12 protein-coding genes, 1 tRNA gene and 1 other annotated feature are annotated in these 11,936 nt (G+C 68.6%); of the genes, 12 read left to right on the forward strand and 1 reads right to left on the reverse strand.

What is annotated here, in order from left to right:
* The first annotated feature begins 33 nt into the window (after positions 1-33).
* The 3 genes from ACTMMA_RS13965 to ACTMMA_RS13975 all read left to right on the forward strand — a co-directional run bounded on the left by ACTMMA_RS13965 (position 34) and on the right by ACTMMA_RS13975 (position 2,809).
* Positions 34-282: an acyl carrier protein gene (locus ACTMMA_RS13965; protein WP_441190737.1), complete on the forward strand. Its 249-nt coding sequence runs from the start codon at positions 34-36 to the stop codon at positions 280-282.
* A gap of 130 nt (positions 283-412) precedes the next feature.
* On the forward strand, positions 413-1,672 hold the full coding sequence (gene fabF / locus ACTMMA_RS13970) for a beta-ketoacyl-ACP synthase II (RefSeq protein ID WP_441190738.1): 1,260 nt from the start codon (positions 413-415) through the stop codon (positions 1,670-1,672).
* 27 nt (positions 1,673-1,699) lie between these two features.
* Positions 1,700-2,809, forward strand: coding sequence for a glycosyltransferase (locus tag ACTMMA_RS13975; RefSeq protein WP_441190740.1), 1,110 nt, complete (start codon positions 1,700-1,702; stop codon positions 2,807-2,809).
* Between the two features lie 407 nt (positions 2,810-3,216).
* Here ACTMMA_RS13975 and ACTMMA_RS13980 read toward each other — a convergent pair whose 3' ends face one another.
* Positions 3,217-3,732, reverse strand: a complete 516-nt coding sequence (locus ACTMMA_RS13980; RefSeq protein WP_441190741.1) for a DUF3145 domain-containing protein — start codon at positions 3,730-3,732, stop codon at positions 3,217-3,219.
* 337 nt (positions 3,733-4,069) lie between these two features.
* Here ACTMMA_RS13980 and ACTMMA_RS13985 point away from each other — a divergent pair, with 337 nt between their 5' ends.
* The 9 genes from ACTMMA_RS13985 (at position 4,070) to ACTMMA_RS14025 (ending at position 11,909) form a co-directional block, all read left to right on the forward strand.
* Positions 4,070-4,969, forward strand: coding sequence for a C40 family peptidase (locus tag ACTMMA_RS13985; RefSeq protein ID WP_441190742.1), 900 nt, complete (start codon positions 4,070-4,072; stop codon positions 4,967-4,969).
* Positions 4,970-5,097: 128 nt separating this feature from the next.
* Positions 5,098-5,517: a CBS domain-containing protein gene (locus tag ACTMMA_RS13990; protein WP_441190743.1), complete on the forward strand. Its 420-nt coding sequence runs from the start codon at positions 5,098-5,100 to the stop codon at positions 5,515-5,517.
* Positions 5,518-5,553: 36 nt separating this feature from the next.
* Positions 5,554-5,627 (forward strand) — tRNA-Ile (locus ACTMMA_RS13995).
* 139 nt (positions 5,628-5,766) lie between these two features.
* Positions 5,767-6,540, forward strand: a complete 774-nt coding sequence (locus ACTMMA_RS14000; protein ID WP_441190744.1) for an amino acid ABC transporter ATP-binding protein — start codon at positions 5,767-5,769, stop codon at positions 6,538-6,540.
* Between the two features lie 21 nt (positions 6,541-6,561).
* Positions 6,562-7,386: a glutamate ABC transporter substrate-binding protein gene (locus ACTMMA_RS14005; protein WP_441190745.1), complete on the forward strand. Its 825-nt coding sequence runs from the start codon at positions 6,562-6,564 to the stop codon at positions 7,384-7,386.
* Between the two features lie 82 nt (positions 7,387-7,468).
* Positions 7,469-8,152: an amino acid ABC transporter permease gene (locus ACTMMA_RS14010; protein ID WP_441190746.1), complete on the forward strand. Its 684-nt coding sequence runs from the start codon at positions 7,469-7,471 to the stop codon at positions 8,150-8,152.
* On the forward strand, positions 8,149-9,120 hold the full coding sequence (locus tag ACTMMA_RS14015; protein ID WP_441190747.1) for an amino acid ABC transporter permease: 972 nt from the start codon (positions 8,149-8,151) through the stop codon (positions 9,118-9,120). The genes ACTMMA_RS14010 and ACTMMA_RS14015 overlap by 4 nt, the downstream gene beginning before the upstream one ends.
* Positions 9,121-9,668: 548 nt before the next feature.
* Positions 9,669-9,929: a hypothetical protein gene (locus tag ACTMMA_RS14020; RefSeq protein WP_441190748.1), complete on the forward strand. Its 261-nt coding sequence runs from the start codon at positions 9,669-9,671 to the stop codon at positions 9,927-9,929.
* A 697-nt stretch (positions 9,930-10,626) separates the two neighbouring features.
* Positions 10,627-11,909, forward strand: a protein-coding gene (locus tag ACTMMA_RS14025) for an IS3 family transposase (protein WP_441189664.1) whose coding sequence is annotated in 2 segments (ribosomal slippage) — positions 10,627-10,900 and positions 10,900-11,909 — 1,284 coding nt in all. Because the reading frame shifts where the segments join, the coding sequence is not laid out codon by codon here.
* Positions 10,896-11,030, forward strand: a sequence feature (AL1L pseudoknot). It overlaps the preceding gene by 135 nt.
* Positions 11,910-11,936 lie beyond the last annotated feature (27 nt).

An 11,936-nucleotide genomic window follows, 5' to 3' on the forward strand; every position in this document is an offset into this window, starting at 1 on the left:
TCAGCCCCAACCGCACACCAAAGGAGAAGCACCATGGCACTGTCCGAGCAGGAGATCCTCGAGGGCCTGGCCGAGATCGTCAACGAGGAGACCGGGCTGGAGCCCGAGGAGGTCCAGATGGACAAGTCCTTCACCGAGGACCTGGACATCGACTCCCTGTCGATGATGACGATCGTGGTCAACGCCGAGGACAAGTTCGGCGTGCGCATCCCTGACGACGAGGTCAAGAACCTCACCCACGTCAAGGACGCCGTCACCTACATCGCCACCAACCAGGGCTGACCCGCAGGCGCCGTCGGCGGAGGCGCACCCCGCCCCCGCCGACGGCGCGCAGGGCCCCTGCAGCACCGCATACCCCGCCTCCTCGGCACCCACAGTCCCACCTCCACCACTCCTCGAAGGAGCCGTGCAGATGTCCACCCCCACCCAGCAGCCGCGCCGCGTCGTCGTGACCGGCCTTGGCGCCACCACGCCCGTCGGCGGCACCATCCCCCAGACCTGGGAGGCCATCAGCGCCGGACGCTCCGGCATCCGCCCCCTCGAGCAGGAGTGGGTGGCCGAGCACGAGCTGCCGGTGACCTTCGCCGGGCAGATCCACACCGCCCCCTCCGAGCAGCTCGCCAAGGTCGAAGTCCGCCGCAACGACCCGTCCGGCCAGTACGCCCTCATCGCCGCCCGCGAGGCCTGGGCCGACGCCGGCTCCCCCGAGGTCGAGCCCGAGCGGCTCGGCGTGGCCATCGGCTCCGGCATCGGCGGCGTCTGGACCCTCCTGGACCAGTGGGAGAACCTGCGCACCCGCGGCCCCCGCCGCGTCTTCCCCCTCACCGTCCCCATGCTCATGCCCAACGGGCCGGCCGCCGCCGTGAGCCTGGACCTGTCGGCCCGTGCCGGTGCCCACTGCCCGGTCAGCGCCTGCGCCTCCGGCGCGGAGGGTATGGGGCTCGCGCTCCAGATGATCCGGGACGGGCGCGCCGACGTGATGGTCGCTGGTGGCACCGAGGCCGCCATCCACCCGCTGCCGATCGCCGCCTTCGCGGCCATGACCGCGCTGTCCACGCGCAACGACGACCCGACCGCCGCCTCCCGCCCCTATGACGTCGACCGCGACGGCTTCGTCATCGCTGAAGGCGCGGCCGTGATGGTGCTGGAGTCGGAGGAGCACGCGCTGGCCCGCGGCGCCAAGATCTACGCCGAGCTGGCCGGCGTCGGCATGAGCTCGGACGCCTACCACATCACCGCCGGCGAGCCCGAGGGCGCGGGCGCCTCCCGCGCCATGCTCGAGGCGGTGGCGGACGCCGGTGGCCAGACCGACCAGATCGTCCACATCAACGCCCATGCCACCTCCACCCCGGTCGGCGACCTGGCCGAGACGCGCGCGATCCACCGCGCCTTCGGCGAGCACGCCACCAGCATCGCGGTGACGGCGACCAAGTCGATGACCGGCCACCTGCTCGGCGCCGCCGGGGCGCTCGAGGCGGTCCTGACGACCCTGAGCGTCCACCACCGCTCGGTGCCGCCCACCATCAACCTGGGCACCATGGACCCCGAGATCCAGCTGGATGTCGTCACCGGAGAGCCCCGGGCGCTGCCGGACGGTGAGATCCTGGCGCTGAACAACGCCTTCGGCTTCGGCGGCGTCAACGTGGCGCTGGCGATCCGCAGCTACGCCTGAGGCGGCGACGCGTAGGCTCGCACCCGTATGCACATCCTCCGCGTCGCCAACTTCGTCAGCCCCACCTCCGGCGGGATCAAGACCGCCCTGGACCAGTGGGGGCGGCACTACCGCGCCATGGGCCACCGGGCCTCGCTCATCATCCCCGGGCCCGGGCAGGAGATCACCGAGGAGGCGCAGGGCACGGTCTTCCGCGTGCCCGCCACGCCGATCCCCGGCAAGGGCTACTCGCTCATCTGGGACCGTGGCCACCTGTCGAAGCTGATGGACGCCATCACGCCTGACACGATCGAGGTCTCCGACCGGGCCACGACGCGGTGGATGGGCAGGTGGGCACGCCGGCGCGGGATCGGCTCGATCATGATCAGCCACGAGCACATGACCGGGATCATGGTCCGTCGCACCCCCGTCCCCGACGGGCCCGCGATCTGGGCGGCGGACTTCATCAACCGGCGCAGCGTCCACGACTACGACGCGATCGTGACCCCCAGCGAGTTCTCGGCGGAGGAGTTCTGGCGGATCGGCGCGACCGCGCACGTCGTGCCCCTGGGCGTCGACCTGCAGACCTTCCACCCGGTGCGGGACCCCGATGTCACCTGGACGCCCGGATCGGGGCGGCCGGTCCAGCTGGTCCACTGCGGCCGGCTCTCGCCCGAGAAGCGTCCCCAGCTCTCGATCGAGACCGTGCGCGAGCTGGTCCGCCGCGGGCACGACGTGCAGATGACGGTGTTCGGGCACGGACCGCTGCGCAACGAGCTGATGGAGCAGGCCCGCGACCTGCCCATCCGCTTCCACGCCTACATCACCGACCGGGCCGAGCTGTCCGCAGCAATGGGGATGGCCGACGCCGCCGTGGCCCCTGGCCCGTTGGAGACCTTCGGGCTGGCCGCCCTCGAGGTGCTGGCCTGCGGGGTGCCCACGGTCTGCCCCGACGAGGGAGCGCTCCAGGAGGTGGTCGGTGACGCCGGGGTCGTCGCACCCTCCACCCCCGCCGCCTTCGCCGACGGCGTCGAGGAGCTGCTCCGCCGGCCCGGGGCCCGCTCCGCCGCCCGCGCGCAGGCGGAGCTGTTCCACTGGGACGTCTCCGCCGCACGCATGCTCGCCCTGCACGAGCAGCTGCTGCGGCAGGTCGGCTGAGTCCCGCTCAGACGGGGTATGCAGCGGGGCCGGGTCTCACAGGCGACCCGGCCCCGCCGCATCGCACGCCCCGCAACCCTGGGGCGGGTGGGTGGCCTGTCCCCTGGCCACCCGACGACATGCGCCGAGACTCGTCCCTCGCTCGGGTCCTCGGCGGGCTGTCAGCCGACCTTCCCCTTCTCGTCGGCTTCCGCGCCCACCTCCGGGCCTCGCTCGTCCCTCGCTCGGGTCCTGGGCGGGCTGTCAGCCGACCTTCCCCTTCTCGTCGGCTTCCGCGCCCACCTCCGGGCCTCGCTCGTCCCTCGCTCGGGTCCTCGGCGGGCTGTCAGCCGACCTTCCCCTTCTCGTCGGCTTCCGCGCCCACCTCCGGGCCTCGCTCGTCCCTCGCTCGGGTCCTCGGCGGGCTGTCAGCCGACCTTGTGCAGCCAGGTCGGAGGAGCACCCTCCCCCGCGTGCCGGTAGACCTCGAGCTCCTCGTCCCACGCGGAACCCAGGGCCTGGTCGAAGGCGTGCCGCATACCCGAGGCGTCCCCGGCGTGCTGCTCGACGATCGACCGCACGCGATCCTCGTTGATGACGACATCACCGTTGGCGGAGATGCGGGTCTGGTGGATGCCGAGCTCGGGGGTGTGGGTCCACCGCATGCCGTCGCTGCCGCGGCTGGCTTCCTCGACGACCTCGTAACGCAGGCCGTCCCAGCCGCGCATGGCACTGGCGATGAGAGCCCCGGTGCCGGCATCCCCGGTCCACGAGAACTCGGTGCGCATCAGGCCCTGCTCCGCGGGCTGGGTGACCCAGTCCAGGGAGACACGCGTGTCCAGCACCCCTTCGAGGGCCCAGACGATGTGCGGGCACAGCGCGGTCGGGGTGGAATGGATGAACACCACCCCGCGGGTCATGACCTTGGGCATGACGACGGACATCCTGGCCTCCTGTGTGGTGAGGGACGTCTTCCCCAACGACCTCGCCATCCGGCAGGAGTGAGCGCCTGTGCGGTTGTGGGTCTCATTGTGCTCGACAGTCACTCTCGGCGCAACCTATCCGAATAACCACATGGAACTCATTTGTCACGTAGGTCACAACACGCGGGAGGAAGTTGGCCATTTCGTGATCATTCCGTAACCTAGCGGAGGCGCATGTCTGTCCCCCTTGCCGATGTGTGCTCATTCGAAAGGTCCAGGCCGGCCGCGACGCCCTGTGCGCGACCGGTCCCGCTCGAGAGAACGAGGTCCCGCAGCCCTGCGCGGCCCCGGAGGATTTATGAAGGTCAGTCCCAAGCATCGCGCCCAGAGCAACGCTCCCCGTAGTGGCGCGGCCGCCCTGATGATCGGCGGCCTGGTGGCCGGCACCGTCGCAGCCGCGGGTGCCACCACCCTGAAGCCGTCCGACAGCTCAGAGACCGCATCCGCGGTGAGCGCCAGCCTGCTGCCCGTCGACACCGAGCAGCCGTCCGCGGACGCGGTCGACCGCGCGGCGAGCCTGGCCAGCCTGCGCAGCGCCAACCTCGCCGAGCTGCGTGACCAGGTCGGCGCCGACCGGAGCGAGGCGCGCACCGCGCCCGAGGACGCCGAGATCGCCAGCGTCCTGGCCAGCTCCAGCTTCAGCGGCCACACCCCGGTGGTCGAAGAGGTCGTCGAGGAAGCACCCGCCGATGAAGTCGTCGAGGAAGCACCCGCCGAGGAAGAGGTCGTGGAGGAGGCCGTCGCGGCCCCCGCGACCGAGGAGGCCGCTCCGCAGCAGACCGTGCAGGCCGCCCCTGCCCGGACCGAGACCCGCAGCGAGCCTGCCCCCGCTCCGGCTCCGGCTCCCGCCCCGGCCCCGGCACCGGTCGGTGGCGGCGTCCTGGGCATCGCCGCCAACTACGTCGGCTCCCCCTACGTGCTGCCGGGCAACCCGCCCTACACCTTCGACTGCTCCTCCTATACCTGGTGGGTCTTCCAGCAGGCCGGGATCAGCATCCCCCGCACCGTGTCGGGCCAGAAGGCTGCGGTCACCCCGGTCAGCAACCCCCAGCCGGGCGACCTGATCTTCTACAACGACTTCTACCACGTGGGCATCTACGCCGGTAACGGCATGACCTACGAGGCCCTCAACCCCTCCGCCGGCGTCCGTTACGGCCCGCTGGTGAACACCAACGTCTGGTACGGCCGCATCGGCTGATCCAGCGCTGAAATGACGAAGAGGCTCCCCGCCGGATGGCGGGGAGCCTCCTCGTTGCCGCAAGGATCGCGATCAGGTCTGCCGGCTCGATCCGCCCCTGGCCAGGTCTGCGCGTGCTACCTTCGGGCATGCGAGTCGCGGACCTCTTGAAGAAGAAGGGCAGCTCCGTGGTCACCCTGCCGTCCACGGCGACCCTCGGTGAACTGCTCGACACCCTTGACGACAACAAGATCGGCGCGGTCGTCGTCGTGGACGATGAGACCGTCGTCGGCATCGTCTCCGAACGGGACGTCGTCCATCACCTGCGCCAGGGCAGCGAGCCCGCCACGACGCTGCAGTCCGTGATGACCACCGAGGTCCAGACCTGCGGCCTCGAGGACGAGCTCAACGACCTGGCCACGACCATGACCGAGCGGCGACACCGTCACCTGCCGGTGGTCGAGGGCGGCTCGCTCCAGGGGATCGTCTCGATCGGCGACGTGGTCAAGGCCCGCCTCGACGCCCTCGAGGCGGAGCGCGACCACCTGGAGTCCTACCTGCGCCAGTAGGCCGCCGAGTGACCTCGCGTTAGGATCTGCCGGTCGGGGCCAGTAGCTCAGCCGGTTAGAGCAGCGGACTCATAATCCGTCGGTCCAGGGTTCAAGCCCCTGCTGGCCCACCCGCGCGCCCGTGGAGAGTCTGGAGACGGTCTCGACGGTGCTGCACACCCTCGATCGAGCCGCTCGTTAGGTCACAATGCGGTGACATCACGCCTTTGTTCGTGACGCGTGGCTGACCTGCACGTTACTGTGCACGCCATGACCGAGACCCCCTCCGCGGCCCGCACCGAGGCGCGCCGTCCGCTCGTCGTCCTTGAGAACGTCAACAAGCACTTCGGAGAGCTGCACGTGCTCAAGGACATCAACCTGACAGTCCACGAGGGCGAGGTCGTCGTGGTCATCGGCCCCTCCGGGTCCGGCAAGAGCACGCTGTGCCGCACGATCAACCGGCTCGAGAGCTTCGAGTCCGGCTCGATCACGATCGACGGCCAGGAGCTGCCCGAGGAGGGCAAGGCCCTGGCCAAGCACCGCGCGGACGTGGGCATGGTCTTCCAGAGCTTCAACCTGTTCAGCCACAAGACGATCCTGGAGAACGTCACGATGGGGCCGATCAAGGTGCGGAAGGCCAAGCCCGCTGCGGCCAAGGACAAGGCGATGGAGCTGCTCAAGCGGGTGGGCGTGGACCACCAGGCCGAGAAGTACCCCGCCCAGCTCTCCGGCGGCCAGCAGCAACGCGTCGCGATCGCCCGCTCGTTGGCGATGGAGCCCAAGGTGATGCTCTTCGACGAGCCGACCTCGGCGCTGGACCCGGAGATGATCAACGAGGTCCTCGACGTGATGACCAACCTCGCCAAGAGCGGCATGACGATGGTGGTGGTGACCCATGAGATGGGCTTCGCCCGCAAGGCCGGCGACCGGGTGGTCTTCATGGCCGACGGAGCCATCGTCGAGGAGAACACCCCCCACGAGTTCTTCACCAACCCCCGGTCCGACCGTGCCAAGGACTTCCTCGGCAAGATCCTCACTCACTGAGATAACAAGGAGAACACCTTCATGAGCAAGACCAACCTGCGTATCGCCGCGATCGCGGCGATCGGCGCGCTGGCCCTGTCTGCCTGCGGTAACGGCGGCGGCGACGGCGGTTCCGAGGACGGCCTGAAGATCGGCATCAAGTTCGACCAGCCGGGCCTGGGCCTCAAGGACGGCAACAACTACACCGGCATGGACGTCGAGGTGGCCAAGAAGGTGGCCGAGGGCCTGGGCGTCAGCGCCGACAAGATCACCTGGGTGCAGGCCCCCTCCCCCCAGCGGGAGCAGCTCCTCAAGACGGGCCAGGTCGACATGATCGTGGCGACCTACTCGATCACCGACAAGCGCAAGGAGGAGGTCTCCTTCGCCGGGCCCTACTTCGTCGCCGGTCAGAGCCTGCTCGTGGGCGCCGACAGCGACATCACCGGCCTCGACGACTCCCTCGACGGCAAGCTGGTCTGCTCGGTCGCCGGATCCACCTCCGCCCAGAAGATCAAGGACGAGATCCCCGGCGTCGAGCTGCAGGAGTACAACACCTACTCCGAGTGCGCCACGCAGGTCGCCAACGGCACCCTCGACGTGCTGACCACCGACGACACGATCCTGGCCGGGTATGCGGCTCAGGACGCCTACAAGGGCAAGCTGAAGCTGGCCGGCGACACCTTCTCCGAGGAGCTCTACGGCATCGGTCTGCCCAAGGGCTCCGACCGTTGCGAGAAGATCAACGAGGTCGTGACCAAGATGTGGGAGGACGGCTCGATGGAGAAGATCATCGGCGACACCCTGGGCCCGGCCGAGTTCCAGTACAACCAGGAGCTGAACCCGCCCACCGCCGGCGGCAACTGCTGATCTCACCTTCCGTTGACCATCCTGTCGGTGGGCGTGCCGCACCGCACGCCCACCGACGGGGCCTTCTCCACCCGGGAGTCGTATGCAGACCATCTTTGAGGACTTCAACCTCCTCGCAGCGTTCTGGATGACGCTCAAGCTGACCTTCTGGTCGGCCATCTTCTCGCTCATCATCGGAACCGTCGTGGCCATCATGCGCCTGTCTCCGGTGGGCATCCTCCAGCGCGCGGGCGCGGCCTACGTGACCCTGCTGCGCAACACCCCGCTGACGCTGATCATGATCTTCGCCAGCCTGGCTCTCTTCGGCCAACTCGGTCTGGTCCTGGCTGGACGCGACGCGCCGGGCGGCTTCATCAACACCAACAACTTCCGGCTCGCCGTCCTGGCGCTGTCGGTCTACCACGCGGCGTTCGTCTGCGAGGCGATCCGATCCGGCGTCAACACGATCCCGGTCGGCCAGGCCGAGGCCGCGCGATCCATCGGCCTGACTTTCGGCCAGAGCCTGCGCGAGGTGATCCTCCCCCAGGCCTTCCGCGGAGCCATCACCCCGCTGGGCAACACGCTCATCGCCCTGACCAAGAACACCACGATCGCCGCGGCGATCGGTGTGGCGGAGACCGCCCTGGTGATGAAGAACGTCGCCGAGTTCGACCCGGGGCTGCTGTGGACCGCGTTCGGGCTCATCGCGGTCGGCTTCGTGCTGATCACCGTGCCGATGGGTCTGGCCACATCCTTCTTCGCCCACAAGCTGGCGGTGAAGCGATGAGCGCCAACGCCACGGTCCTGTTCGACCTCCCCGGGCCCAAGGCCCGTGCCCGGCATCGGATCCTGGCCGTCGCGGGGCTCCTGGCCCTGCTGGGCCTCATCGCCTGGGTGCTGATGCGCTTCAACGCCAAGGGGCAGCTCGAGCCCAGTCTGTGGTCCTGGGTCGCCACCGTCGACGCCTGGCGCTACTACCTGCTGCCCGGCCTCTTGGAGACGCTCAAGGCCGCGTTGATCGCGATCGTCGTGGCGATGGGTCTCGCCCTCGGGCTGGCGATGGCCAGGATGTCGGACCTGACGCCCCTGCGTTGGGCGGCATCGCTGTTCGTCGAGTTCTTCCGCGGCGTGCCGGTCCTGATCATGATGCTCTTCACCTTCTACTTCCTGGTGGAGATGAAGTGGTTCCCGGACGGGATGAACCCGCTGCTCGGGGCGGTCACCGGACTGATCCTCTACAACGCCTCGGTGCTGGCCGAGGTGATCCGTAACGGTGTCGCCTCGTTGCCGAAGGGTCAGCGAGAGGCGGGGCTGGCCATCGGCCTGTCACCGTCGCAGACCCGTCGGCTGATCCTGATCCCCCAGTCGTTGAGCGCCATGCTGCCAACCCTGGTCAGCCAGGTCATCGTCATCGTCAAGGACTCCGCGCTGGCCGTCATGATCCTCTACCCCGAGCTGACCCGGGCGGCCGGCGACCTCGGGGCCGCCCAGGGCGCCGTCATGCAGGCCTACATCATCGCCGCGGTCGTCTACATCCTGATCAACTACGGCATCGAACGGGTCGCCCGCTGGGTCGAATCCCGCCAGCGTCGCCGCGGACGCTCTGCAGGTGGCGTGGTGCACGCCGGCACCGGCACACTGGGCGCCGGCACCGTTGACGGCGCCCAGGTCATGGAAGACGCCGAGGGCAACATCCACACCAACCTCGAGGACGACACGTCGAGGTTGGCTCGTCAGGACCGCACACCCCGCTGAACGGCCTCCCCCGGCCGGACTCGGACTGCCGGAGTCGCACGGCCGGAGTCGCACGGACGCCGAGGGCCCCCGACACCGATGGTTGTCGGGGGCCCGGACGACGGAGCTTCTGCCTCGACTGGGTCGGCCCAGGCGAGGGTATCGAGATGTTGGTACATCAGTCGGAACTCGGGGCATGGGATCCGCGAGGTGAGTTCTGGTCTGATCGGTCCAAGTTGTCTCGCCTGGAGGCCCGGGTGAGCTCGATTAAGGGGCCTCAAGCAGGCGTCGTCACGTGTCGGGGAGTCGAGGCATTCTTTGTGCCGGCTCGTGCGGGACTTGAGAAGGGGAGAGATGAAAATGTGCTCGTAACGGGGTACCTCGGGTTCTGCTTGGATGGTCCCCGGTTCTGGGATGTGGAGATTGTCTAGCTTCGCCGCGGGTCGGTTGCCCGAACTGGCGTGAGGTGTTCCTCGTAACACCCCAGTCCGCTGGTGGGTCGGCTGCGAACTCGCCGGACTCTGGGACCCGCTCAATTGCGGTTCAAGCCGAACCGACGTGAGAGCTGCTTGTTCTTCCAGGCGGACTCGAACTGCTCGATCGATGGTGTCGCCAGGGGTGTTCTCGTCGACGACTTCGAGCACCGAGACCTGATAGGTCCGGCGTTCTTCTCGTGGCGCAGCTTTGAGCGCTACGTCACCGCCGTCTCCCCTAGCCGCGTAGTTCAGCTAGCGACCAAGGAGGATGTCGGCACCCTTGGCGGATCCGACGTACTGCTGACCAGAGTCGACGTCGACCAGCAGGTACACGCCTTTGCCGCAGGCAGCTAGGTTGCTCGCGCCCGTAGGGGCACGTCGCCGATGAGTATCGGTCGGAGCTGGCTGTTGTGGAACGGGGCGTAGGACCTGAACGTGGGCACGTCTTCGACGACGAGTTTGCGGAGGCGTTCGGACGCAGCGAACAGACTCAGGTCGGCAAGGTGAGTGACCTTGGTCAGGTGCAACTCTTCCAGGCTGGGAAGCGGGCTGAGGCGGGCGGGGGCCGACGCTGCCGCAGCGTAGCGACGTGGGTGCGTGTTGGGGGAAGGCGCCGTAGATCTTCAGGCGCTCAAGCCGTGGAAGTTGAACCAGAATCTCGAGCGCGTCCAAGCTCGGTCGCTCTACATGCAGGTCCCGTAGGCCAGATTCCGCGCCGCCGCTGAAACGGGTCGGCCGGCACGTCGACAAGGTCCTGAGTGCAGGGACTGCGTCCAGGTCCAGATCGACGGTCTTGGCCCGGCCTGGCTGGATGATCAGCTCGGTCAGTGCGGAAAACCCCCTCAAGGGGCCGACGTCAATCCCAGGCTGGAAAACGTACAGCACCGTGATCCGGTTGGCCACGCCGAGGAACGGCTCGAGATCGAGGCACTGGGCGTTCTCGGGGATGACCACTCGCCCGCCTGCTATGGCCAGCTGCAACGCTGGTGGTACACCCTGAAGCGCCCCAGGTTTGATGCCGCTTCCTTTCGAGTCCGGAAGGATGCATGTCATGCCGAAGAAGATCGATCCCGAGCTGAAGGCTCGGGCTGTGCGGTTGGTGCTGGAGCACCGCAACGAGTACCCGACGATGACCGCGGCCGTGCTGGCGGTCTCCCGGCAGGAAGGAGTGGGCAAGGAATCGTTGCGGCGGTGGGTCGCCCAGGCCGAGATCGATGCCGGCGACCGGCCAGGGACCACCACGGCCGAGCAGGCGGAGATCAAGAAGCTGAAGGCCGAGAACCGGCGGCTGCGTGAGGACGTGGCCATCCTGAAGGCGGCCACGAGTTTCTTCGTGGGGGAGCTCGACCCCCGGAACCGATGATCATGGCGTTCATCGACGCCCAGCGCGCCCAGGGGCACGCGGTCGAGTCGATCTGCCGGGTCCTGCGCGAGCAGGGCCTGCAGGTCGCCGCGCGCACCTACCGGGCCTGGAAGAACAACTCCCGCCAGCCCTCGGCCCGCACGCACACCGATGCTCTGGTGATGGACCTGGTGCGCGACCTGGCCTGGACCACCAACACCCGCACCGGCGCCCGTCAGCTAGCCCCGGAAGGGCTGTACGGGCGACGCAAGATGACCGCGCTGGTCCGCCGCAGCGGCCTGCCCGACGCCTCGGCCGGGGCGGTCGACCGGGCGATGCGCGCCCTGGGCCTGTCCGGCCTCCGCCGCGACAAGGGCATCCGGACCACGATCCCCACCAAGGACGGGCGGCGCGCTGGCGACCTGTTGGATCGCGACTTCACCGCCACCTGCCCGAACCAGACCTGGGTGATGGACTTCACCTACGTCCGGGCCTGGACCGGGTGGGTGTACGTCGCGTTCGTCCTGGACGTCTTCGCCCAGCGGATCGTGGCCTGGCACGCTGCCACGACCAAGGAGGTCGACCTGGTGATGACCCCGCTGCGGATGGCGATCTGGCAGCGTGACCACGACGGGCACCCCGTCGCACCCGGCCTGATCTGCCACGCGGACGCCGGGTCGCAGTACACCTCGCTGCGATTCACCGAGCACCTGGCCCTGGAAGGCCTGCGACCCTCCATCGGCTCGGTCGGTGATGCGTTCGACAACGCCTTGATGGAGAGCGCCATCGGCCTGTACAAGACCGAGTGCATCCGCACCACCGTCTTCTGCGACGGGCCCTACAAGACCATCGCGGACGTCGAGTACGCCACCGCTGCCTGGGTCGACTGGTACAACCAGCGACGCCTCCACGGCAGCCTTGGCATGATGTCCCCAGTGGAGTACGAGAACGCCCACTACGCGACCCTCAACCGAGAGCCGCAACCCGTATAGGAGCGGCACAGAACCTGGGGCGCTTCA

Source organism: Ornithinimicrobium panacihumi (genome assembly GCF_052073805.1).
Taxonomy (GTDB): Bacteria; Actinomycetota; Actinomycetes; order Actinomycetales; family Dermatophilaceae; genus Ornithinicoccus; species Ornithinicoccus panacihumi.